Below are 25,046 nucleotides of genomic sequence, written 5' to 3'. Positions count from 1 at the left end.
GTGGGGCTATAGCTCAGCTGGGAGAGCGCTTGCATGGCATGCAAGAGGTCAGCGGTTCGATCCCGCTTAGCTCCACCAAATTTACTCCCGATAAATTTGGCGTATACGTAAAAGCACTATGGGGCTATAGCTCAGCTGGGAGAGCGCTTGCATGGCATGCAAGAGGTCAGCGGTTCGATCCCGCTTAGCTCCACCAACATTCGAACCCTCGCTGAAAAGCGAGGGTTTTTGCTTTTTGTCACAAAATTATGGCCTTTGATCTGCTCTTCAGGTGCGTTTGTTTGCCGCTGCTTTTGCGGTCAATATGAGCTTTTGTTAGATTGCTTCATAATGCGAATATACTTATTATTCATGCGCCTTATATAATGATGTGAGCATTAAAGCAATGCCGGATAAGTGTAACGTATTAAAAAATATAAAAATATTCTTACTGGCCTTCTGCCTGACCGTTCCGGCTATTCTGTTATCTCGTTTCATTTCTCCCCGCGCCACAATTGATTCCAGCTATATCTTTCTGGCCTGGCTACCGCTCTGCGTCATGTTTTCCGTGCTGTTTTTATTTGGCCGCCGTGGCGTCGCGCCGATGGTAGGCGGAATGATGTTGACTAATGAATGGAATTTTCATTTACCTCTGCCACAGGCGATGGTGCTGCTATTTTGCCAGACGTTTCCCGTGTTGCTGGTTTGCGCTATCGTACGCTGGCAGCTGGGCGCGCGCTGGCGCTACGGAATACCCAACCAAGGCATCTGGCTACGCGTTTTCTGGTTAGGGTTAATGACGCCGTTTGGCATAAAAATCAGTATGCATCTGGCGGGGCACTACCTGGCTTTCCCGGTGACCATCTCTACCTTCTTTGGCACCGGCACCGCTATTTTCTCGATTGTCGATTTATTGAGTCTGATTTCTGCCGCGCTTATTTTTACCCTCTTTTTCTATTATCCGCTGCGGATGATAGTCAGCCCGCACTATATGCGTATTTTCTGGCGGAGGGATGTCGCTCCTTATCTCGCCAAAGAAAAACGCCTGTTTACGCTTCTCTGGTTTGCCACTCTGGCGACGCTATTAGCGGTGCTGTGTACGCCTTTCGAGACAAAGTATATTGCTGGCTATCTGGTGCCAGTTCTGTTCATTGGATTTACCATCGGCGTGGGGAAAATCAGCTATCCGCTGTTGAATTTTAGTTGGGCTCTCACTGCGCTATTCCTGCTTAGCTATAACCGCAATTTTCTGCAGGGCGTGGGCTCAGAATATTCGCTGGCATTTATCCTTTCAGTTCTCATTTCTTTTAGTATTTGTTTGTTGTACATGGCGCGGATTAATCAGCGCAGCGAATGGTTGAATCGACAGTGGCACTCGCAGGCATTGACCGATCCATTGACGCAACTGCCTAACCTGCGTGCGCTGGAACAGTTTCTTTTACAGGATGCCGGGCAAAGCGTGTGTTATCTACGCATGGAAAACCTGGAATTTCTGAGCCGTCATTACGGTATGCAGATGCGCGTGCATTGCGAACGCGAGGTGTTTCGCGTGTTGCAGCCGCTGCTGCTGGAAAAGGAGAAAATTTTCCATCTGCCGGGCAGTGAGTTATTGCTGGTATTGACGGGACCGGAGACGGAAGCCCGCCTGCAATATATGCTCAATGTGCTTAATAACCGCAAAATTTACTGGAACAATACCGGTCTGGACATGGAATACGGCGCATCGTGGGGAACATTCGATGGTCGCCAGGAAACCTTGCAACCGCTGTTGGGGCAATTAAGCTGGCTGGCGGAGCAATCCTGCTCGCACCGTCGGGTGCTTGCTCTGACCCAGAGTATTGAAGCCGCTTCCGGGCAGACGACGGAACGGGTGCTGCGGTTGCAGAAAATCCGTCAGGCGCTGGAGCGCGGCGCGCTGGTTTTGTATGCGCAACCCATTCGCGACGCGCAGGGAAAAGGGTATGACGAGATTCTGACGCGGCTTCGGTGCGACGACGGTATCATGATGCCCAATCAGTTCATTCCGCTTATCGCCCAGTTTAACCTGAGCGTACGGTTTGATATGCAGGTGATGGAAGCGCTCCTGCAATGGTTGTCCGCGCATCCTTCGGCGGAGCAGGGGGCGCGTTTCTCGGTTAATTTGATGCCGCTGACGCTGCTGCAAAAAGAGACGGCGTCGCGCATTATGCAGCTTTTTAAACGCTATGGCGTCCCGCCTGCTTCGGTCATCATCGAAATTACTGAAGAACAGGCCTTCTCTCATTCCGAAATCAGTATGCACAATATCAACCAGCTGCGTAAGTTTGGCCTAAAAATCGCCATTGATGATTTCGGCACCGGCTATGCAAACTATGAACGGCTAAAACGCCTCAAGGCGGACATCATTAAAATCGACGGTTGTTTCGTAAAAGATATTCTGACGGACTCCCTGGATGCGATGATCGTGAAATCCATCACTGATTTAGCGAAAGCGAAATCGTTGAGCGTCGTGGCTGAGTTTGTTGAAACGCCTGCGCAGCGCGATCTGCTATTGCAGCTTGGCGTACACAGTTTGCAGGGATATCTGATTGGCCGCCCGCGCCCGTTAGGCAAATAAGCGGCATAAAAAAACCGGGGATAGCTCCCCGGTTTCTACATTAAACGCAGACTTACAGTACCAGCGCCGCGATAGAGGCGGACAGTACGCTCACCAGCGTAGAACCGTAAACCAGTTTCAGACCAAAACGGGAAACCACGTTGCCTTGCTCTTCGTTCAGGCCTTTAATCGCGCCCGCAATAATACCGATGGAAGAGAAGTTCGCGAAGGACACCAGGAAGACGGAGATAATGCCTTCAGCGCGTGGAGAGAGGGTAGAGGCGATTTTCTGCAGATCCATCATCGCCACGAATTCGTTGGAAACCAGTTTGGTCGCCATGATACTTCCTACCTGCAGCGCTTCACTGGACGGTACGCCCATTACCCATGCGACCGGGTAGAAGATGTAACCCAGAATGCCCTGGAAGGAGATGCTGTAGCCGAACCAACCGGTAACCGTTGCGAACAGCGCGTTCAGCGCCGCGATCAGCGCGATGAAACCGATCAGCATCGCCGCGACGATAATCGCCACTTTAAAACCTGCCAGAATGTACTCGCCCAGCATTTCGAAGAAACTTTGGCCTTCATGCAGGTTCGACATCTGAATATTTTCTTCGCTGGCATCAACGGTATAGGGGTTGATCAGCGACAGTACGATAAAGGTGCTGAACATGTTCAGAACCAGCGCTGCGACCACATATTTAGGGTCCAGCATGGTCATATACGCGCCCACAATAGACATGGAAACGGTCGACATCGCCGTTGCAGCCATGGTGTACATGCGGTTACGGGACATTTTGCCGAGGATATCTTTATAAGCGATAAAGTTCTCAGACTGACCGAGGATCAGCGAGCTGACGGCGTTAAAAGATTCCAGTTTGCCCATACCGTTTACTTTGGACAGCAGGAAACCTATAGCGCGGATGACCACTGGCAGAACACGGATATGCTGGAGAATACCGATCAACGCGGAAATAAAGACAATCGGGCACAATACTTTCAGGAAGAAGAACGCCAAACCTTGATCGTTCATACTGCCGAAGACGAAGTTTGTCCCTTCGTTGGCAAATCCGAGCAGTTTTTCAAACATCTCGGAGAAACCTTTTACGAAGCCAAGGCCAACATCAGAGTTCAGGAAGAACCAGGCCAGTAATACTTCGATAACAAGTAACTGAATGACATAACGAATGCGAATTTTTTTACGGTCACTGCTAACCAGCAGTGCGAGTACCGCAACAACGGCAAGCGCCAGGACAAAATGAAGGACGCGGTCCATATTTGCTCCAAATATGAGGCAGGTTTAATTTTCGTGCACATTCTATGCAACAGCCGTAAAGAAAACGAGATCCAACACACACTATAATAAGGACCTGTGACGAGATTCAAAATTAGTGATCTGTAATACACTTTTACTGTACTGAATATGAAAATGAAAAGTTATATCAGTGTGCTAATCTTGTAATGTTAAGCCAAACTGTTCTGATACAGGTCGTCATCGTATCGGTCTATCGTTTCACACTATCAAAGTAATCACCCGTACCCATTGAAATGCACTTGATAATCATTATCAATAAACATAGCATGAAACATAGCAAAGGCTATGTTTTTGAGGCAAAAGATGACTGACAATCGCGTAGAGAATAGCAGCGGACGGGCGGCGCGCAAGCTAAGGCTCGCATTAATGGGACCTGCGTTCATTGCCGCGATTGGTTATATCGATCCCGGTAACTTCGCGACCAATATTCAGGCCGGCGCCAGCTTTGGCTACCAGCTACTCTGGGTGGTGGTCTGGGCGAACCTGATGGCGATGCTGATTCAAATCCTCTCGGCAAAACTCGGAATCGCCACGGGCAAGAACCTGGCGGAGCAAATTCGCGACCATTATCCGCGCCCGGTAGTCTGGTTTTACTGGGTACAGGCGGAAATCATCGCGATGGCCACCGATTTAGCTGAATTTATCGGCGCGGCAATAGGTTTTAAGCTGATCCTGGGCGTCTCTTTATTACAAGGCGCGGTATTGACCGGTATCGCGACGTTTCTGATTTTAATGTTACAGCGCCGCGGTCAAAAACCGCTTGAAAAAGTCATCGGCGGTTTACTGCTTTTTGTCGCCGCTGCTTACATTGTGGAGCTGTTTTTCTCTCAGCCTGATATGGCGCAGCTCGGAAAAGGAATGGTTATCCCGGCGCTACCGAACCCGGAAGCCGTATTCTTAGCCGCCGGCGTGCTTGGCGCGACGATTATGCCGCACGTGATTTATCTGCACTCGTCATTAACGCAGCATCTGCACGGCGGAACGCGGCAACAACGGTACTCAGCAACAAAATGGGATGTCGCTATTGCCATGACGATTGCCGGTTTTGTCAATCTGGCAATGATGGCGACCGCCGCGGCGGCGTTTCATTTTAGCGGCCATACAGGCATCGCCGACCTCGATCAGGCATACCTGACGCTGGAACCGTTACTAAGCCATGCGGCGGCAACGGTGTTTGGTCTTAGTCTGGTAGCGGCAGGGCTTTCCTCCACCGTGGTAGGGACTCTGGCGGGGCAGGTGGTGATGCAAGGGTTTGTCCGTTTTCACATTCCGCTGTGGGTACGGCGCACCATTACCATGCTGCCCTCATTTATTGTGATTTTGATGGGGCTGGACCCTACCCGAATTCTGGTGATGAGCCAGGTGCTGCTGAGTTTTGGTATTGCGCTGGCGCTGGTGCCGCTCCTGATTTTCACCAGTAACGCTACGCTAATGGGCGAGCTGGTGAACACGCGGCGAGTAAAACAGATTGGCTGGATAATTGTCGTGCTGGTCGTCGCCCTGAATATCTGGTTGCTGGTTGGAACGGTGATGGGATTGTCATAAAGACAGAAAGATAGCAGGCCCGATGCGTGGGCGTCATCGGGCTGTTATTCAGCAGGAGGCTTAGTGATGATGTTTGTGACCCCGGCCTCGCCCGCGATGATCGTCGCGATCGCGCCAGCCTTCCCGATAACCGCGTTCATACGCTTTACGCTTATCCCAGCCGCGATGATAGCCGTTGTCATGGCGCCACCAGCGATTTTTACGCCATTCATAATGGTTGTGCCAGTAATCACGGTCGCGCCAGCGACCACCGTCCCAGTAGTTACCGTAATCATCGCGATCGCCAATCTGTAATTTTATTGAGGGCAACAGGGTGATTTCGCCCGCATTCGCGGCAAGCGGTGTAAAAGCCAGCAAGGCTGCCGCCAGAATCAGTGACCTGAACATACTTTCTCTCCTTCACGATCGAGCCGTCGCCGGCCTGTTAATGCAATATTACAAAGCAGTAAAGATTTGTTTCATCGCCTTAACTCTTAAATCATGAAGGAGAGCATTTTTTGCTAAAACCGGCCCTCCAGAATAGCGTCAATTTCTGCACATTCCGCCGCCGAAAAACGGCGATTGGCCAGCATTCCTACGGCGTCTTCGATTTGCGACGGTTTGCTGGCGCCAATCAGTACCGAGGTAACGTTATCGTTACGCAGCACCCAAGCGAGCGCCATCTGAGACAATTTTTGGCCCCGTCGTGCAGCCAGTTCATTCAACCGGCGAACTTTTTCCAGTTTGTCGGCGGTAATCTGTTCTGGTTTAAGGAAACGGCTTCCGCTCGCCGCGCGGGAATCTTCCGGAATGCCATTCAGATAACGGTCAGTGAGCTGCCCGCCCGCCAGCGGCGAGAAGGCAATACTGCCGACGCCTTTTTCCTGCAACAGCGCCAGCAGCCCGTCCTCTACCCAACGCTCAAAAAGCGAATATTTAGGCTGATGAATCAGGCAAGGCGTGCCGAGATCCTCCAGAATATCGATAGCTTGTCTGGCCAGATCGGCAGGATAGTTAGAGATCCCCACGTACAACGCTTTGCCCTGGCGCACAAGGTGATCTAACGCTTTCATCGTCTCTTTAAGCGGCGTTTCGGGATCGGGACGATGGTGATAAAAGATATCGACATACTCCAGCCCCATACGTTTCAGGCTTTGATCGAGGCTGGCGATAAGGTATTTCCGTGAACCCCAGTCGCCATAAGGGCCATCCCACATGGTGTAGCCCGCTTTGGTGGAGATGATCAATTCATCACGCCACGGTAAAAAATCTTCCTGCAGAATGCGGCCAAAATTGCATTCTGCGGAGCCCGGCGGCGGCCCATAATTATTGGCGAGATCAAAGTGGGTAATGCCCAGATCGAACGCGCGTTGCAGCAGCGCCCGGCTATTTTCTACCCGTGTCGCATCGCCGAAGTTGTGCCATAACCCCAGTGAAATGGCGGGAAGTTTGATGCCGCTGCGCCCGCAGCGACGATACTCCATTGTGTGATAACGATTTTCATCGGGCTGATAAATCATGACCTTTCCCCCTGTGGCGTGAATAAATAGTGTATACGGTTACACTCGCCAGGCGGTATCCGGCTTTTACTGTTTGCCGCTGTAAACATTGTTTTCCAGGCTTTCATCCCCGCCGTGCTGGACAGCCATCGGCATTCCTTAATACTCAACATAATGTCAACGTCAGAAGGAAAGCTGTCATGCAAAACCCCTATACCGTGGCCGACTATTTGCTGGACAGACTGGCAGGATGCGGCATTGGCCATCTTTTTGGCGTACCGGGCGATTATAACTTGCAGTTTCTTGACCATGTGATTGACCACCCGACCTTGCGTTGGGTGGGATGCGCCAATGAGCTGAACGCCGCTTATGCCGCGGACGGTTATGCGCGCATGTCGGGCGCTGGAGCGCTACTCACCACCTTTGGCGTGGGAGAACTTAGCGCTATTAACGGTATCGCGGGCAGTTACGCGGAATATGTCCCGGTCTTGCATATCGTCGGCGCGCCCTGTAGCGCTGCGCAGCAGCGTGGCGAATTGATGCACCATACCCTCGGTGACGGCGATTTTCGTCATTTTTATCGCATGAGTCAGGCGATATCTGTTGCCAGCGCAATATTGGATGAACAGAACGCCTGTTTCGAGATTGACCGTGTATTGGGTGAAATGCTTGCCGCACGCAGGCCAGGATACATCATGTTGCCCGCCGACGTGGCGAAAAAAACGGCCATCCCGCCTACGCAGGCGCTGGTGTTGCCCGTGCATGAAGCGCAAAGCGGCGTGGAGACGGCTTTTCGTTACCACGCCCGTCAGTGCCTGATGAACAGTCGGCGCATTGCGCTATTGGCCGACTTTCTTGCCGGGCGTTTTGGTTTACGACCACTGTTGCAACGCTGGATGGCGGAAACGCCCATCGCTCATGCGACACTACTGATGGGGAAGGGGCTTTTTGATGAACAGCACCCGAACTTCGTTGGCACCTATAGCGCAGGCGCCAGCAGCAAAGAAGTGCGTCAGGCCATAGAGGACGCCGATAGGGTTATCTGCGTCGGCACCCGTTTTGTCGATACCCTTACGGCCGGATTTACCCAACAATTGCCGGCGGAACGCACGCTGGAGATTCAGCCTTACGCGTCGCGCATCGGCGAAACCTGGTTCAACCTCCCGATGGCGCAGGCGGTGTCTACGCTGCGCGAACTGTGCCTTGAATGCGCTTTTGCGCCGCCGCCGACGCGTTCCGCCGGACAGCCAGTGCGGATTGATAAGGGAGAACTGACCCAGGAAAGCTTCTGGCAAACTTTACAGCAGTATCTCAAACCCGGCGATATTATCCTTGTCGACCAGGGGACCGCCGCCTTTGGCGCTGCCGCGCTGTCGCTTCCTGACGGCGCGGAGGTTGTGGTACAGCCGCTGTGGGGATCTATCGGCTATTCCTTGCCCGCCGCGTTTGGCGCGCAAACCGCCTGTCCCGATCGGCGGGTGATTCTGATTATCGGCGATGGCGCGGCGCAGCTCACGATTCAGGAGATGGGCTCGATGTTACGCGACGGGCAGGCGCCGGTCATCCTGCTGCTCAACAATGACGGCTATACCGTAGAGCGCGCCATTCACGGCGCGGCCCAGCGGTATAACGACATCGCGAGCTGGAACTGGACGCAGATACCACCGGCGCTAAACGCGGCGCAACAGGCGGAGTGCTGGCGGGTGACGCAGGCTATCCAACTGGCAGAGGTCCTCGAACGTCTGGCGCGCCCACAACGTCTGTCATTTATTGAAGTGATGTTGCCAAAAGCCGATCTGCCGGAATTACTGCGTACCGTGACCCGGGCGCTGGAAGCCCGCAACGGGGGATAATGGCCCCCGCTGCGCCGGATTAGGGTTCGTGACGGTTGGCGGCCAGCAACGGTTTTCCCGCCAGCAATAGCCAGGCGGGGAGCATCACAATGCAGAGCAGCGGCAGCAGATTGGTATCCGGTACGACGACTGCCGCCATAAACAGACTGAGCCAGCCGTCGCGCGTCACTACCAGCACTAAGCCAAGAATCGCGCAGGAGACGGTAATCGCCGCGGGTACGGCCTCAACATGGGCATGGAGCATGAGCCCCAGCGCCGCGCCGATAAACACAGCCGGAAAAATGCGCCCGCCGCGAAAGCCGCTCGCCGCCGCGATGACCAGCGCGGCGAGTTTGACGACGGCTAAGGTAAAATAATCTCCCGCGCCCAACGTCTGGCTAAACGCCATTTGTTGCATTTCGTCCAGGCCTTTAAACAGGGTAAGCGGCCCGCCAATGACGCCCAGAATACCCAGTATAAAACCGCCAATGCCGAGAATCAGGACCGGATTTTTCAGTCGGTGCAGCAACTCATGCAGACGCGGAAGGCACCAGACGGCGACCATCCCTGCGGCAATGGCGATCGCCGCGACGATCGCTCCGCTGGCAATGTCCACCAGCCGCATCTGCGTGTAATGGGCGATGGGTAACGAAAAATGCGGATGAAAGAACAGGCTGGTGGTGAGTGACCCCGCCGCTGCCGCCATTAACGGCGCAAACAGGCGATCCCACATGGGAATATCGTTAGAGCCGCTAAGCGTTTGCGAAAAAATCAGCGCCGCAGCGACGGGCGTGCCGAACAGCGCGCCGATGGTGCCCGCTGAGGCCAGAATCGTCCAGTCTAACGCCGTGATACGCGGAAACAGGCGGGAGCCGAAAGCCGCTGCCAGCGCGATATTTATTGTCATTATCGGATGCTCTGGCCCCAAACTTACCCCACCAGCAAGGCCGATGATTAAGGCGAGAAGCAGCCCGGGCAGCGCAGATGGCGAGACCGGCATACTGATTAACGGTTCGATGGCCGGATCGGGGCCAGCGTGTCCGGGACTGTAACGGATAATCAAACCCACCACGATCCCGGTTAGCGTGAGCATACCCACTATCCAGAACGGCGAATCATAAGCGATGCCGATGCTGGTGGGCAGTCGTTGCCAAAGAAATTGCTGAAAAACCGACGCGACTTTCATCGAGGCGATTAAAACCAGGCTTGACGCTACGCCAATAATCAGCGCGGGGGGCGACAGCAGCAGCATCGTTCGGGCACGCGGGTGGAACATAATCTCTTCCTTACACGGGGTCGTATACCTATTTTGCACAGCCTGCCCGACGGCATTGCTGCAATTGGTGCTGAAACAAGAAAGTAATTCTGTGATGAAGATCTATATTTATAGGCAGTCAGCCTGATGGCCGTTGTTGTTATGCCCCCATGAATTTACAGTGTGACAAAGACTTATTTTGACTTTAGCGGAGCAGTAGAAGAATGACAAAGTATGCTTTAGTAGGAGATGTAGGCGGCACGAATGCGCGTCTTGCCCTGTGTGATATCGCCAGTGGAGAAATCTCGCAGGCCAAAACGTATTCCGGCCTGGATTATCCCAGTCTTGAGGCCGTGGTGCGCGTTTATCTCGATGAGCATAGCGTCAGCGTGGAAGATGGTTGTATCGCCATAGCCTGCCCGATTACCGGTGACTGGGTAGCGATGACTAACCATACCTGGGCTTTTTCTATTGCGGAAATGAAAAAAAATCTCGGCTTTAGCCATCTGGAAATCATCAACGATTTCACCGCCGTGTCGATGGCGATCCCGATGCTGAAAAAAGAGCATTTAATTCAGTTCGGCGGCGGCGAACCGGTAGACGGCAAACCTATTGCGGTGTATGGCGCGGGAACCGGCTTGGGCGTGGCGCATCTGGTGCATGTGGATAAGCGTTGGATTAGCCTTCCGGGCGAAGGCGGGCATGTCGATTTTGCGCCTAATAGCGAAGAAGAAGCTATGATTCTGGAAATATTGCGCGCCGAAATTGGCCACGTTTCCGCCGAGCGCGTGCTGTCTGGCCCGGGGCTGGTGAATCTTTACCGGGCGATTGTTAAGTCCGACAACCGTCTGCCGGAAAATCTGCGCCCGAAAGATATTACCGAACGCGCCCTGGCGGATAGCTGTATCGATTGTCGCCGCGCGTTGTCGCTCTTTTGCGTCATCATGGGGCGATTTGGCGGCGATCTGGCGTTAACCATGGGGACATTTGGCGGCGTTTATATCGCTGGCGGTATTGTCCCGCGCTTCCTGGAATTTTTTAAAGCGTCCGGCTTCCGTGGTGGCTTTGAAGATAAAGGCCGCTTTAAAGATTATGTACACGGTATTCCGGTCTATCTGATTGTCCATGATAATCCTGGCTTGTTAGGTTCCGGCGCGCATCTGCGCCAGACATTAGGTCATATTCTATAAGCCAGATGGCGGCATAAACGCCTTATCCGGCCTACAATAGTGTGTCATCTGTAGGCCTGATAAGCGCAGCGTCATCAGGCAATGAAACATTCTCTTGCCAGTCTCAAACCGCGTGCCTCACGCGGCTTTTTTCATTGCCTTTCCTGTGCATGAATGCTTCAACTGTCTGAATTATTTCACTTTACTCTTGCTGAGCGAAAGGTCAAACACCAGCGCGTTGAGTCATCATGTCATGGCGGTTAGTCAGGCGAAAACAGGGATTTATTTTACTATACGTATCCGGTTCGCTGCCTTATTTACGGTTTCATCGCGGCAGCTTGCCGGAAAGGATCCTCATTTTCGGGGAAATGTCCCTGAAAAACACCGCAATATGACATGATCGAATACCATTATCATTAGTAAGGATTTTGGTTAAAGAGGAAAAACCACAAAATCAAAAGGGGATTATTTGAGATAAGGTTTATTGACAGGAAATTATCGTCGGCTGCGCCACGTTACGTAAATTCAATGATATCAATTTGTTAATAATATGATTTGTTTGATGCTATAACTGACACGCTTAAAAAGTAAGTTTTTACGCTTGTTCCTCTTTTTTGTCGCTAAAAATATTTTCATTAGCCTCTCGACAGGAAGAAAATTTTCAGGCTATTTTCTAAAGGAGCCACCATCGTGGCAGCGTCGCTCGGACGGTCCGGGCGCTAACGTTAATCTGAGGATATTATGGCTGACTTCCGCCCTGAACGTCGCTTTACGCGTATCGATCGCCTTCCGCCCTATGTTTTTAACATCACCGCTGAACTCAAAATGGCTGCGCGTCGGCGCGGTGAAGATATTATTGATTTCAGTATGGGTAATCCTGATGGCGCAACCCCTCCCCACATTGTCGAAAAACTTTGCACCGTCGCGCAGCGTCCGGATACGCACGGTTATTCCACGTCTCGCGGCATACCGCGTTTACGCCGCGCGATTTCTCACTGGTATCAGGAACGTTATGATGTCGATATCGATCCGGAAACCGAAGCGATTGTGACCATCGGTTCCAAAGAGGGACTGGCGCATTTAATGCTGGCGACGCTGGATCATGGTGATACGGTACTGGTGCCGAACCCGAGTTACCCGATTCATATCTATGGCGCCGTTATCGCCGGGGCGCAGGTGCGTTCGGTTCCATTGGTAGAGGGAGTGGATTTCTTCAACGAGCTGGAGCGCGCTATTCGCGAAAGTTATCCGAAACCGAAAATGATGATTTTGGGTTTTCCGTCTAACCCTACGGCCCAGTGCGTCGAACTGGAATTTTTTGAAAAAGTGGTCGCTCTGGCTAAACGTTATGATGTGCTGGTGGTGCACGATCTGGCGTATGCCGATATCGTGTACGACGGCTGGAAAGCGCCATCCATTATGCAGGTGCCCGGCGCGCGCGACGTGGCGGTTGAATTTTTCACGCTGTCGAAAAGCTATAATATGGCGGGCTGGCGTATTGGGTTTATGGTGGGCAATAAAACCCTGGTCAGCGCGCTGGCGCGCATTAAAAGTTATCACGATTATGGCACCTTTACCCCGCTTCAGGTGGCGGCTATCGCCGCTCTGGAAGGCGATCAGCAGTGCGTGCGCGATATCGCCGAGCAGTATAAACGTCGTCGCGATGTGCTGGTGAAGGGGTTGCATGAGGCGGGCTGGATGGTTGAAATGCCGAAAGCCTCAATGTACGTCTGGGCGAAAATCCCGGAGCAATATGCGGCGATGGGATCGCTTGAGTTTGCCAAGAAGCTGCTGAATGAGGCGAAGGTTTGCGTTTCTCCAGGGATAGGCTTTGGTGACTATGGCGACACCCATGTACGCTTTGCATTAATAGAGAATCGCGACCGCATTCGCCAGGCCGTCAGAGGGATTAAAGCGATGTTCCGCGCCGATGGCGTGCTGCCGTCACATCCAAAACCCGTTGAAGCGAGCACGGAGTAGAAAAGCAAACAGGAGCCCCATGGCTCCTGTTTTTCTTTGCATTGTACTTTTAAATCATCAGGGCGAAAGTACCGGCCCAAACGATGACCATAAATGAAATGCCCATAAAGAAATATTTCACGTTTCATCTCTCCGCGTACCTGTCGTACGCCTAAATGAACTTACACTTACCTGATTATAGAGAGTTGATGCCGGACAATACGAAATTGAGAATTATTCGTGTTTCGACCGCCTGCATCACCTCAGAATTCTGCGCGTCATCGCTCCAGACGGCGCTAATGTACGCCTAAAAATGAGGTGAAACAAGAGGCATTTTCTTATTTACTTTTAGTAACTTACAAGTGTCGGGAATCGGCGACAGTTTAATTTCTGACAGTGATGAATCGCTATTGAGCGACGCCGCCGACACAGTAAAAAAACGCCTGTAAACAGGAGACTTATCGCTAAAAGCAGGAATGAGTAATTTACGATATGAATATTATGGCAATGCGAAATGCCAAAATAAAAGGCCTTGCGGCCTTTTTCAGATGTAGAGTGACGCTTCCCCCAGCGGGCGAGTCTTGAAACGGCGATGAATCCAGAGATATTGCTCCGGGGCGCGCATGATCTCTTTCTCAATAATTTTATTCATATAGGCAGCGGCTTGATTTTCATCTGCCGGGTAACCTTCCATTTCAGGGGTAATATACAGACGATAACCCGAGTTATCGGATTTCCTTACCATTGTAACGGTCAACATGGCGGCGCCAGACAGCCTGGACAGTACATAGGTGCCGTTGGTGGTGGCGACGTTTTCAACCGCGAAAAATGGCGCAAAGGAGCTGCCTTTAGGGCCGTAGTCCTGGTCGGGAGCAAACCAAACGGCTTCCCCTTTTTTTAGCGCGCCCACAATGCCGCGCAGATTGTTTCTGCCGATCATCGCTTTATTTGAGCGCATACGGCCGCGCGTCTGCACCCACTCCATGAGCGGATTGTTATGCGGACGATAGGTCGCCATCATCGGCTGGCAGAGACCCATTACCCGGCCTCCCAATTCCAGCGACATAAAATGCACGCCAACGACCATTACGCCGCGATTTTGCGCCTGCGCACGGGTAAGGTTGTCCAGCCCGTCCACATCAAACCATTTGCGAACCCGGCTATCAGGCCAGAACCAGGCCATGCCCGTTTCAAGCAGCGCCATGCCAAGAGAGTGGAAATTCTCGGCGATCAGTTTTTCCCTTTCTTCCCGGGAGAGGGTCGGAAAACAGAGTTCAATATTTTTCTGGGCGATTGACTCACGTCGCTTCAGGAAGGGGCGCGCCAGCTTACCGGTGCGGGTGCCCAGAAAACGCAAAACCGGGTAGGGAAGCTGCACCAGTAACCAGAGGACGCCAACACCAAACCACGTCAACCAGTAGCGCGGGTGCAAAAACGCGCGTGAAAATTTGCTTTGAGGAAACATAAAATACCTTCTGTAGATACGAAAATAATGTATCGCAGAAGAGTCATTATCCGCAGCGGTACACTCTGAAATACGCATCATCCTTCAAGTTGCGTTCGCTTATCCGAAGCACTTACTTGAGTAAGCTCATCAGGGTAACTTGAATGATTTGCGTATAGTTAGGCCATCATGTACGACAATGGTTCCCGTAAGGAGTGTAAAACTAAGTCAGTACTAAACCACGAGGGCATGAACGCCAGGCAGGCTAATGTACCACCAGTTATTTACTCGCGCCCAGAAATTCTTTATCAAGAAGCGTAAATATTTCTCCCGTAGCAAAAATAAGCTAATCATTATTTTTAATGCATTGTTTTTACAGTAATAATTTTATTTCAGACGAAGGTCATTGAAAAATGATTAAAAAAATAAAATGTGAGATAAATGTTATGGAAATGACTTGCTGATAAGGTTTATCTTAAAGGAGAAGTGAGAGGGACCGTAAGGCTATATGGAAGCCTTGCCATAGACAGGAGGTATTATAGATGATCTATTTATGGACATTTCTTGCAATAAGTATACTTGCCGTGAGTGGCTATATCGGTCAGGTGATGGGGACTTTTTCTGCGGTTTCTTCTTTTACGGGAATGGTTATCCTTGCCGCGCTGATTTATTTACTCAATGTATGGCTGCAGGATGGCGATGACATCGTTAGCGGATTATTGCTTTTTCTCGCACCGGCATGTGGGTTAATTATTCGCTTTATGGTGGGATACGGTAAGCGTTAGTCAGTACATACCCTTCATACTTCAAGTTGCTGATGTGTTGGCTATGGATTACTCGGCCCATTCATGGGCCTCGCCCTGACGGGACGTCGCTCACCCCAGTCACATCGTTATCTATGCTCCCGGGGACTCACTCCCTTGCCGCTTTTAAGCAACTCGAATTATTTTTGGTATACACGATGTCAGCGAATAGATAGCGCCGACAATGTCGGCGCTTCTGTTCCCCGGGAAGGCTAATCGTTTATTGCGCGTCCGCAAGCTGCAGTGAGTCCTGATTATGTAACGCATTCTGGCGCTGACGTTCCAGTTCCAGCGCGCCGCGATGGGAGAGGTAACAGAATAGAATGCAGCACACAATACCGCCCATCAGAAGATAAAATCCGCCGTACCAGCCCAGTTTATCCACCATGACGCCAAACAGGCTGGTGCCCAACGAGGCGCCGAAAATATAGCTCATGAACCCACGTAAACCGACGGCGGAACCTACGGCAAAGCTGGGGACTATCTCCATTGTCTGTACGGACGCGAGGAACTGCGGAACGTAAATCAGACAACCTACAATGGCGGCGAAAATCGTTACCATCAGCAAAGATTCACTTTTCCAGTATCCGATCAGACAGACAAAAATCAGCGCCATGCAAATCATGGCTAACGGCATTCTGCGGCCCTTAAACAGTTTATCTGACAGCCAGCCTGCCAGTAGCGTGGAAGGAATCGCCGCCCACTCGAAAAAGAGAAACGCGACGCTCATCTGTTCTTTTGAAAAGTGTTTTACTGTCAACAGATAGATAGGCAACCAGCTAATCATGCCAAACCGCACCATATAGACGAAGACATCGACCAGCGAAATATACCAGGCATTTTTATTGCGCAGCACATAAGTACAGAAGATTTGCCATGCGCTCATATTTTCCGGCGCTTTTGCCGTATTCTTCGTTTTCAGTACGACTTTTTCTTCCGGCATCATCTGTTCCAGGGAGGGAAGACCTTCTTCGCGCGGCGAACCTTTTCCCAAGACCAGAACAATTAAGGCAAAAATGACGGCGACGCAGGCCGGAACGATATAACTGGCGCTTTGCCAGTGTTCGCTGCCCAATATCGCAAAAGCCGCACCGACGATAGGCGCGACGATCCCGCCGCCAACGTTATGCGAGATATTCCAGAAGGCGCCTACGCGTCCGCGTTCCCGGCGAGGGAACCAGTTTGCAATGGTAATAAACGAGGGGCCGACGCCCATGCCCTGAAAAAGGCCATTGAAGACCACCAGAGCGGCAAATATCCAGAATGCGCTACTGAATCCCAGCCCAACGTTAACAATCGCGCAGAGTACCAGACCGCACGCCATGAAGACTTTTGGGCTGGCTTTATCCGCCAGACTGCTCATTACGCCTTTACTGATTCCGTAAGCAATAAGCATACAGCTACTCAGCAGGCCGATTTGCGTAGCGCTGAGATCCAATTGCTCTTTTAAATAAGGCGTCGATAATGTGAAGTTGTTTCTGACTATATAGTAAGCGAGATATCCCAGAAATACGCTTAACAATGCCTGTATACGATATCGACCATACGTAGCCTGGACTTTTTCCGGTGGGACTTTATGCGCCGATTGCCCTGTTTTTAATATTGTTAACATGGAGTCACCTGTATTTTATAGTGAGATGAACATCAGGAGGTTTTGTCGGTAGAGTGAAAGGAGTGACAATAAAATTCAAGTCGAAGAAATGTGTCAAAATTGACTCAATTGGGTGAATTTAAAGGTTATTTTTGACCCATCCTGAAGGGTGTGGTGAAACTTTAATTATTGGCATGGCCGTTTTATCGTTAGCATGTGCGGATATTAACAAATTTGCTGCCAGTGATCTGATACGCTTTATTGATGTTTTCGAGCGACGGACCCGTTATTATTCAAATAACGTTGTTCTGGATGCCAACAGAAATAAAAGGGTAAGTTTTGTCTCAATATTTTCTTTATGTGATATCGATATTTATGAACGGGATCACAAATCGACTTTTCTCATGCTGTAGTCGTTTCGCCAGAGTGGGCGCTTTTACGCTATGGCTGGCGGCGATGTTCGGTTCTTGCCAGGCGTACAGCCGCGAGCTGGTGATGGCAACGACCTTTTCACCCAGCGCGACCGCCTGGATTATCCAGCGCTGGCAGACGGAGCCGGGTTCCGTCATGATTCGTACGCTCAATCGTACCAGCGGTTCTTTAGAGCAATTACTTGATACGGCGAATGCGGAAAATGTCGATCTGATCCTGACGTCATCCCCCATGCTGTTGCAACACCTTCAGGAGCACCAAAAGCTGGCGCTATTGGATAGCGCGCCTGCCGCCAGCCAGAAGCTGGTGCCGCGTTCTATCCGCTCAACTTCAGTGGCGGTAGCGGTATCCGGATTTGGGCTATTGATCAATCGTTCAGCGCTCGCTGCGCGCCATCTTCCGCCGCCTGCCGACTGGCAGGATATGGGCCTGCCCAGTTACCAGGGCGCTCTATTAATGAGCAGTCCGTCACGCTCAGACACCAATCATTTGATGGTGGAGTCGCTGTTGCAGCAAAAAGGCTGGACGGCAGGATGGGCGACGCTGCTGGCAATCTCGGGTAATTTGGTCACGATTTCCTCTCGCAGTTTCGGCGTAGCGGATAAAATCAAAAGCGGGCTTGGCGTTGCCGGGCCGGTCATTGATAACTATGCTAATTTGCTACTTAACGATCCTAATCTTGCTTTTACCTATTTCCCGTATTCTGCGGTGTCGCCCACTTACGTCGCGGTGTTGAAAAACAGCCGTCATGCAGACGAAGCGCGTGCTTTTATTCATTACTTATTAAGTCCGAAAGGGCAAAGGATACTGGCTGACGCGAATACCGGTAAGTATCCCGTCGCACCGCTTAGCGCCGATAATCCTCGCGCCGCGCAACAACAGCGTTTGATGGCCCAGCCGCCGTTGAACTATCGTCTGATCCTGAAGCGTCAGCAACTGGTACAACGCATGTTTGATACCGCGATCAGTTTTCGTCTCGCGCAGCTTAAAGATGCATGGCGAGCGTTGCACAGCGCAGAAACGCGGCTTAAACGCCCCTTACCTGAAATCAGAGCCTTATTGACCAGCGTCCCGGTGGATGCGGCAAGCAGCGAAGATGAAACCTGGCTGGCGCAGTTTGATAATAAAAGCTTTGCCGAACAAAAAATGATGGAGTGGCAGATCTGGTTTCTGAACAATCAGCGGCTGGCGATTCACAAACTGGAAGAGCTGAAATGAAGGGGAGATTATTGCAACGGCTTCGTCAGCTCAGTATCAGCAACAGTTTACGGGGCGCATTTTTAACGGGCGCATTACTGACGCTGATTGTCAGTATGGTCAGCCTTTATTCCTGGCATGAGCAAAGTTCGCAGGTTCGCTATTCGCTTGATGAATATTTTCCTCGCATCCACTCCGCTTTTTTAATTGAGGGGAACCTGAATCTGGCCGTGGATCAGCTCAATGAATTTTTGCTGGCGCCGAACACGACGGTACGTTTGCAGTTACGTACGCAGATTATTCAGCATCTGGATAAGATTGAGCGTCTCAGTCAGGGGCTTCAGCTTGCTGAGCGGCGGCAACTGGCCGTCATTTTACAGGATAGCCGGACCTTGCTGGCGGAGCTGGACAACGCCCTCTACAACATGTTTTTGGTGCGGGAGAAAGTCAGCGAGCTTTCCGCTCGCATTGACTGGCTCCATGATGATTTCACCACGGAGCTAAATTCGCTGGTACAGGATTTTACCTGGCAGCAGGGGACGCTGCTCGATCAAATTGAGGCGAATCAGGGCGATGCAGCGCAGTATTTGCAACGTTCGCGCGAGGTGCAGAACGAACAGCAGCAGGTATATACCCTGGCGCGAATTGAAAATCAGATTGTTGACGACCTGCGCGACAGATTGAATGAACTCAAGTCCGGCAATAATGACGGGATGCTGGTGGAGACCCATATTCGCTATCTGGAAAACCTAAAAAAAACGGCGGATGAGAATATTCGTGCGCTCGATGACTGGCCCAGTACGATCACGCTGCGGCAAACCATCGACGAACTATTGGAAATCGGGATGGTAAAAAATAAGATGCCCGATACCATGCGCGATTATGTTGCGGCGCAAAAAGCCTTACTGGACGCCAGCCGCGCCAGAGAGGCTACGCTAGGGCGCTTTCGCACGCTGCTTGAGGCGCAGTTAGGTAGTAGTCACCAGCAAATGCAGACGTTCAATCAACGCCTGGAACAGATTGTTCGCGTTAGCGGCGGGCTTATTTTAGTGGCGACGCTCCTGGCGTTGCTGCTGGCCTGGGGACTCAACCACTATTTTATCCGTTCCCGGCTGGTAAAGCGTTTTACCGCGCTTAATCAGGCTGTGGTACAGATAGGGCTGGGGAGAACCGACTCGACTATCCCGGTTTACGGGCGCGATGAGCTAGGACGGATAGCCCGTTTGCTGCGCCATACGCTGGGCCAGCTCAATATGCAACGCAGGCAGCTTGAACAAGAGGTCGCCGAGCGCAAAGAGATAGAAGCCGACCTGCGCGCCATGCAGGATGAGTTGATTCAGACGGCGAAACTGGCGGTAGTCGGCCAGACCATGACCACGCTGGCGCACGAAATTAACCAGCCGCTGAATGCGCTTTCAATGTATTTATTTACGGCGGGACGCGCGATTGAACAAGGTCAGAGCGGACAGGCGAGAAATACGCTCACCAAAGCGGAAGGGCTCATTAACCGGATTGACGCCATCATCCGTTCGTTGCGGCAGTTTACCCGCCGGGCGGAGCTGGAAACGCCATTGTATCCCGTTGATCTGCGCCAAACCTTCGTGGCGGCATGGGAGTTATTGGCCATGCGCCACCAATCCCGGCAGGGAGCGCTTTCACTGCCAACCGACACCGTATGGGTTAGCGGCGATGAAGTGCGTATTCAGCAGGTTCTGGTGAATGTGCTGGCGAATGCGCTTGACGCCTGTTCGCATGATGCGGCGATCGCGGTGACGTGGCAGACGCAGGGAGAGGCGCTGGAGGTTTATATTGCAGATAACGGCCCTGGCTGGCCTGTGGCGCTGTTGCCCTCTTTACTCAAGCCGTTTACCACCAGTAAAGCTGTCGGGTTGGGTATTGGGCTGTCGATTAGCGTGTCGCTGATGGCGCAAATGAAGGGCGACCTGCGTCTGGCGTCGACGCTGACGCGTAACGCTTGCGTGGTGCTGCAATTCTCGGTAACGGATGTCGATGATGTTGAATGATGAATGTTCTATTTTGCTGATTGATGATGACGTTGATGTACTTGACGCCTATACCCAAATGCTTGAGCAGGCAGGCTACCGCGTGCGTGGCTTTACCCATCCTTTCGAGGCCAAAGAGTGGGTAAAAGCGGATTGGGAGGGGATCGTTTTGAGCGATGTATGTATGCCGGGGTGTTCCGGTATCGATCTTATGACGCTGTTTCATCAGGATGACGATCAACTGCCAATCTTATTGATTACCGGACATGGCGATGTACCGATGGCGGTTGATGCGGTGAAAAAGGGCGCCTGGGATTTTCTGCAAAAACCCGTCGATCCGGGCAAGCTGTTGATATTAATTGAAGACGCGCTACGCCAGCGCCGGTCGGTCATTGCACGGCGGCAATATTGCCAGCAGACGTTACAGGTTGAACTGATTGGGCGCAGCGAGTGGATGAATCAGTTTCGACAACGGTTACAACAACTGGCGGAAACGGACATTGCCGTATGGTTTTACGGTGAGCATGGCACTGGACGTATGACTGGCGCCCGTTATCTCCATCAACTGGGGCGTAACGCGAAAGGGCCGTTTGTACGCTATGAACTCACGCCGGAGAATGCCGGGCAGTTGGAGACATTCATCGACCAGGCGCAAGGAGGTACGCTGGTGTTGAGTCATCCCGAATATCTGACACGCGAACAGCAGCACCATCTGGCGCGTTTACAAAGCCTGGAGCATCGGCCTTTTCGTTTGGTGGGCGTTGGCAGCGCTTCGCTGGTGGAGCAGGCGGCAGCTAACCAGATTGCGGCCGAGCTTTACTACTGTTTCGCCATGACCCAAATCGCCTGCCAGTCTCTTTCTCAGCGACCGGATGATATCGAGCCGTTATTTCGCCATTATCTTCGAAAAGCCTGCCTGCGGCTCAATCATCCAGTGCCGGAAATAGCGGGGGAATTACTGAAAGGAATAATGCGACGCGCCTGGCCAAGTAATGTGCGCGAACTGGCTAATGCGGCAGAGCTTTTTGCTGTTGGCGTGCTGCCGCTGGCGGAAACGGTCAACCCGCAGTTGCTTCTGCAGGAGCCGACCCCGCTTGACCGGCGCGTTGAAGAGTATGAGCGACAAATTATTACCGAAGCATTAAATATTCATCAGGGACGAATTAATGAAGTGGCGGAGTACCTGCAAATTCCCCGTAAAAAACTTTATCTGCGCATGAAAAAATATGGTCTAAATAAAGAGCATTATAAATTCTGATATTACAGTTACTTTCAATCTGGCTGACAACATCAGCAACGATGTCGTTAGCCAGATAACGTCGCATCACCGTAATGGTAAATCATTCCATCATGATTATAGATTGCTTATTATTCACCTGAGCATCAAATTCTATTTCTTAACTTCAATATAAGGTAAAAATGCGTCAAGTTCTCTGGCGTAATAAATGTACTCTTGTCCGACGATTTGACAAGATGAAAACTTCATCACCTCTCCAGATTACATCTGAATATGAGGACAAGAGAAATGAAAAAACATGCTATTGCAGTAATGATGATCGCCGTATTTTCTGAGTCGGTTTATGCGGAGTCTACCTTATTTATTCCGGACGTCTCTCCTGATAGCGTCACGACATCCCTTTCTGTGGGGGTGTTAAATGGTAAATCCAGGGAGCTGGTTTATGATACCGACACCGGGCGGAAGCTGAGTCAACTGGACTGGAAAATAAAAAATGTCGCCACGTTGCAGGGGGATTTATCATGGGAACCCTATTCGTTCATGACGCTGGACGCCCGCGGCTGGACGTCTTTGGCGTCGGGATCGGGTCATATGGTTGACCATGACTGGATGAGCAGTGAGCAGCCAGGCTGGACCGATCGTTCAATTCATCCGGATACCAGCGCCAACTATGCTAATGAATACGATTTGAACGTGAAAGGTTGGTTATTGCAGGGCGATAACTACAAGGCGGGCGTAACAGCGGGCTATCAGGAAACCCGTTTTAGCTGGACGGCAAGAGGCGGGTCTTATATTTATGATAATGGTCGGTATATTGGTAACTTTCCTCATGGCGTGCGCGGCATAGGTTATAGCCAGCGTTTCGAAATGCCCTATATCGGGCTGGCGGGTGATTATCGTATTAATGACTTTGAGTGTAATGTACTGTTTAAATACAGCGACTGGGTAAATGCGCATGATAATGACGAACACTACATGCGCAAACTTACCTTCCGTGAAAAAACGGAAAATTCACGATATTATGGCGCTTCTATTGACGCCGGATATTATATTACCAGTAATGCAAAAATCTTTGCTGAGTTTGCTTACAGTAAATATGAAGAAGGTAAGGGCGGTACGCAAATCATAGATAAAACCAGCGGTGATACGGCGTATTTTGGTGGCGATGCCGCAGGTATAGCTAATAATAACTATACGGTTACCGCGGGGTTGCAGTATCGCTTCTAGACCACATCGGGATGTCATCGGTCATAACCGGCCGATGACGACTTTTTGCTGAACGTGTGGCATGTCCGGTGATATTGCATAGGGGCAATAAAAGCAACATGAAAGGGGAACCGCTCGAAAGACTATGCAGCAAGAAGAGAATGTCCTGGGTATCAATGGTGTCCCCTGCAGACACCTAATGAATGTCGTAAGTACAGGGGATTTATGATGAATTACAGAAGTGAAGAATTTTATGCCCGCATTTATGCCCGCAAAGGCAATTCATGAGACATTTTGAATGGGTGAGAAGTGGCTGCGTTTCCAGTTTTGATAGTCGGCATAAACCCACCTGGATGCGCTGCCTATTTTGTGCGGGGAAGGCAATTTACCTTTCTTGATTTCTGAGTAAATGAACGTTTTACCCATGCCAGAATCCTTCATCATGAACTTTAAGTCAACAAGTGAGTCGTCGCGTAATTCGCGCATAGGTTTTATCTCCGGTTTAGGAATCGAACCTGGAAGGAAGGGATATCTTGAGAAATGCACAGGCCTCATCGAGTGTGAGGCTGTGTGATTCTATGGTTACTCCGATAAAATAAATCCCCGCGAGTGCGAGGATTGTTATTTTTGCGGTGCTGAGAGCCGAGCTGCTGCGCTTCAGCATCTGTGGACTCTCCCCATAAGCAAACAAGCACCCCGAAGAGCGCTTGTTTTATCTTTCAGCATAAGATAGCTATGTGCTGAATGACATACGAACGTATAATCTTCGCATGAGATATGTTAAAAGCTATCGCATCATTGGAGCTTGAAGTTGTCGATATCATCTACAAATTCCAGATACCCATCTTCAACGCTTTTTAAAACAAGTAAATGCTTAATTCCCTCACTTAATGAGGTTGGCCTTTCAAGTACAAACTCGAACCCATCCTCGTGAATTTTTCCTAACCAATAACCACCGCCATATTCTTTAAGCCTTTGAAAGAAAACATATCCTCCAGGCTTGAAATAATTGAGTGTCTCGTCTCTATAAACGATTTGGTAGTTAGGTACTTTGCCACCCATTTTAGCCACCATGAATACTGTATTTTCATACAGTATAAATTAAAGCAAATGTTGGTCAATTTTGAAGGGTGAAATATCACTTCACCTCCTGTTGTGGTGCTGGCAGTGGCATCCAGTGGGTTACTTCCTTGAGGTGTAGGTCATTACCATCACCATCATCCCAACAAGGCTTCTCATCATCAAACCAGTCAGCATAAATTCCCACCTGAACATTAGGAATGCTTGCCAGATAATGTGTTCCACTAAAATCGCCAGCTAGTACATACTCACGATCAGGCATTCGCTCACTACAGCTTATCCAACCATCCGTAGTTGCCGGAGAGTTGCCAGCCTGAACGGTAGGCATATCCGGACCTTTGCGAATCGCCCTAGCAAGCTCGATTGGGTCATCGTACAACCAGTCACCTGTTTGCGGATGATTAGCCTCTGCCAGTTGAGCAGCCCACTCCAGTCCGTCTTTGTGTCCTTGAAGATAGTCCAGCGGTAACTCATCACGATTACTTACAGCTTCGGCCACCTGAAGCATGGCGGCGCGGCAGGAATTCATAAATTCCAGCGCAGTCACCAGGTCGCGCCTGTTGACCTTGCAAGAATGCTCATCGATGTGGTGCCATTCACTTAGATGGTCTGCCTGATACTGGAAACGCTCAATGATGCCACTGATATCTTCCGGCACTACCGGAACTGGCTGGGCGTGACGATAGAGCGGGATATCTCCCACCTCCTGGTTTTGTTTACCCCAAATCAAAGAGGTTTCTCGACCCCTGGCAATATGATGAAGATTTCGTTCGTCGGTGAACACAACGGGGTCGGCACCTTTCTCCGCTTCGAGCGATGCCAGCGCTATACGCGCCAGTTCGCGCAGGTTTTCGCTATACGGTGACGTGTTATCACGACTGATTACGTGGTTCGCCGTATCAATTAAAATCTGTTTTTGCTGTTCTCTGGTAATAGTGGTCATGGG

19 protein-coding genes and 2 tRNA genes are annotated in these 25,046 nt (G+C 51.0%); 12 read left to right on the top strand and 9 right to left on the bottom strand.

Annotation, left to right across the window (positions count from 1 at the left end; genetic code table 11):
* The first annotated feature begins 2 nt into the window (after positions 1-2).
* The 3 genes from ACLJQD_RS16555 (at position 3) to ACLJQD_RS16545 (ending at position 2,575) form a co-directional block, all read left to right on the top strand.
* A tRNA-Ala gene (locus tag ACLJQD_RS16555) sits at positions 3-78 on the top strand.
* 42 nt (positions 79-120) lie between these two features.
* Positions 121-196: transfer RNA gene (locus tag ACLJQD_RS16550), tRNA-Ala, on the top strand.
* 189 nt (positions 197-385) lie between these two features.
* Positions 386-2,575: a sensor domain-containing phosphodiesterase gene (locus ACLJQD_RS16545; protein WP_017441405.1), complete on the top strand. Its 2,190-nt coding sequence runs from the start codon at positions 386-388 to the stop codon at positions 2,573-2,575.
* A 52-nt stretch (positions 2,576-2,627) separates the two neighbouring features.
* On the opposite strand, the gene nupC is transcribed toward ACLJQD_RS16545, so the two are convergent.
* On the bottom strand, positions 2,628-3,830 hold the full coding sequence (nupC, locus tag ACLJQD_RS16540; RefSeq protein ID WP_000376343.1) for a nucleoside permease NupC: 1,203 nt from the start codon (positions 3,828-3,830) through the stop codon (positions 2,628-2,630).
* Positions 3,831-4,172: 342 nt separating this feature from the next.
* Here nupC and ACLJQD_RS16535 point away from each other — a divergent pair, with 342 nt between their 5' ends.
* Positions 4,173-5,414: an Nramp family divalent metal transporter gene (locus ACLJQD_RS16535; RefSeq protein ID WP_000131734.1), complete on the top strand. Its 1,242-nt coding sequence runs from the start codon at positions 4,173-4,175 to the stop codon at positions 5,412-5,414.
* A gap of 60 nt (positions 5,415-5,474) precedes the next feature.
* Here ACLJQD_RS16535 and ypeC read toward each other — a convergent pair whose 3' ends face one another.
* Positions 5,475-5,801 (bottom strand): DUF2502 domain-containing protein YpeC, encoded by a 327-nt coding sequence (ypeC, locus tag ACLJQD_RS16530; RefSeq protein ID WP_000490091.1) that lies wholly within the window; start codon positions 5,799-5,801, stop codon positions 5,475-5,477.
* Positions 5,802-5,914: 113 nt separating this feature from the next.
* On the bottom strand, positions 5,915-6,913 hold the full coding sequence (gene mgrA, locus ACLJQD_RS16525) for an L-glyceraldehyde 3-phosphate reductase (RefSeq protein ID WP_017441406.1): 999 nt from the start codon (positions 6,911-6,913) through the stop codon (positions 5,915-5,917).
* A 179-nt stretch (positions 6,914-7,092) separates the two neighbouring features.
* On the opposite strand from mgrA, the gene ACLJQD_RS16520 reads away from it, so the two are divergent.
* Positions 7,093-8,745, top strand: coding sequence for an alpha-keto acid decarboxylase family protein (locus ACLJQD_RS16520; protein ID WP_017441407.1), 1,653 nt, complete (start codon positions 7,093-7,095; stop codon positions 8,743-8,745).
* Between the two features lie 19 nt (positions 8,746-8,764).
* Here ACLJQD_RS16520 and ACLJQD_RS16515 read toward each other — a convergent pair whose 3' ends face one another.
* Complete coding sequence (locus ACLJQD_RS16515) at positions 8,765-10,000, bottom strand: ion channel protein (protein WP_017441408.1); 1,236 nt, start codon at positions 9,998-10,000, stop codon at positions 8,765-8,767.
* Between the two features lie 203 nt (positions 10,001-10,203).
* Here ACLJQD_RS16515 and glk point away from each other — a divergent pair, with 203 nt between their 5' ends.
* A complete protein-coding gene (gene glk, locus ACLJQD_RS16510; protein WP_000170380.1) occupies positions 10,204-11,169 on the top strand; it encodes a glucokinase in 966 nt (321 codons plus the stop codon).
* A gap of 720 nt (positions 11,170-11,889) precedes the next feature.
* A complete protein-coding gene (alaC, locus tag ACLJQD_RS16505) occupies positions 11,890-13,128 on the top strand; it encodes an alanine transaminase (protein ID WP_000763118.1) in 1,239 nt (412 codons plus the stop codon).
* A 49-nt stretch (positions 13,129-13,177) separates the two neighbouring features.
* On the opposite strand, the gene ypdK is transcribed toward alaC, so the two are convergent.
* A complete protein-coding gene (gene ypdK, locus ACLJQD_RS16500) occupies positions 13,178-13,249 on the bottom strand; it encodes a membrane protein YpdK (RefSeq protein WP_010723117.1) in 72 nt (23 codons plus the stop codon).
* Between the two features lie 402 nt (positions 13,250-13,651).
* Complete coding sequence (gene lpxP / locus ACLJQD_RS16495; protein ID WP_000484431.1) at positions 13,652-14,572, bottom strand: kdo(2)-lipid IV(A) palmitoleoyltransferase; 921 nt, start codon at positions 14,570-14,572, stop codon at positions 13,652-13,654.
* Between the two features lie 521 nt (positions 14,573-15,093).
* Between lpxP and ACLJQD_RS16490 the strand changes: the two genes are divergently transcribed.
* On the top strand, positions 15,094-15,336 hold the full coding sequence (locus ACLJQD_RS16490) for a YfdY family protein (protein WP_017441409.1): 243 nt from the start codon (positions 15,094-15,096) through the stop codon (positions 15,334-15,336).
* A 238-nt stretch (positions 15,337-15,574) separates the two neighbouring features.
* Here the strand turns inward: ACLJQD_RS16490 and pgtP are convergent, their stop codons facing one another.
* On the bottom strand, positions 15,575-16,966 hold the full coding sequence (gene pgtP, locus ACLJQD_RS16485; protein WP_000955747.1) for a phosphoglycerate transporter PgtP: 1,392 nt from the start codon (positions 16,964-16,966) through the stop codon (positions 15,575-15,577).
* A gap of 435 nt (positions 16,967-17,401) precedes the next feature.
* Here pgtP and pgtC point away from each other — a divergent pair, with 435 nt between their 5' ends.
* From pgtC to pgtE, 4 genes are all read left to right on the top strand, one after another.
* Positions 17,402-18,595 (top strand): phosphoglycerate transport regulator PgtC, encoded by a 1,194-nt coding sequence (gene pgtC, locus ACLJQD_RS16480; protein WP_000467983.1) that lies wholly within the window; start codon positions 17,402-17,404, stop codon positions 18,593-18,595.
* Positions 18,592-20,598 (top strand): two-component system sensor histidine kinase PgtB, encoded by a 2,007-nt coding sequence (gene pgtB, locus ACLJQD_RS16475; RefSeq protein WP_000678493.1) that lies wholly within the window; start codon positions 18,592-18,594, stop codon positions 20,596-20,598. The genes pgtC and pgtB overlap by 4 nt, the downstream gene beginning before the upstream one ends.
* Positions 20,588-21,835 carry a two-component system response regulator PgtA gene (gene pgtA / locus ACLJQD_RS16470; RefSeq protein ID WP_017441410.1) on the top strand — a complete coding sequence of 416 codons (1,248 nt, stop codon included), beginning with the start codon at positions 20,588-20,590 and terminating at the stop codon, positions 21,833-21,835. The genes pgtB and pgtA overlap by 11 nt, the downstream gene beginning before the upstream one ends.
* Positions 21,836-22,102: 267 nt before the next feature.
* On the top strand, positions 22,103-23,041 hold the full coding sequence (gene pgtE / locus ACLJQD_RS16465) for an omptin family outer membrane protease PgtE (protein ID WP_000716011.1): 939 nt from the start codon (positions 22,103-22,105) through the stop codon (positions 23,039-23,041).
* Positions 23,042-23,815: 774 nt separating this feature from the next.
* On the opposite strand, the gene ACLJQD_RS16460 is transcribed toward pgtE, so the two are convergent.
* Both ACLJQD_RS16460 and ACLJQD_RS16455 read right to left on the bottom strand, forming a co-directional pair.
* Positions 23,816-24,082, bottom strand: coding sequence for a hypothetical protein (locus ACLJQD_RS16460; RefSeq protein WP_017441413.1), 267 nt, complete (start codon positions 24,080-24,082; stop codon positions 23,816-23,818).
* A 76-nt stretch (positions 24,083-24,158) separates the two neighbouring features.
* Entirely contained in the window at positions 24,159-25,043 is an 885-nt protein-coding gene (locus tag ACLJQD_RS16455) for a DUF551 domain-containing protein (protein ID WP_017441414.1), read from the bottom strand.
* Positions 25,044-25,046: the final 3 nt, after the last annotated feature.

The sequence above is a fragment of the Salmonella sp. SAL04214 genome (assembly GCF_046550615.1).
Lineage (GTDB): Bacteria > Pseudomonadota > Gammaproteobacteria > Enterobacterales > Enterobacteriaceae > Salmonella > Salmonella enterica.
Note: the sequence above shows the minus strand (reverse complement) of the source record. Positions and strands in the feature narration are given on the sequence as shown.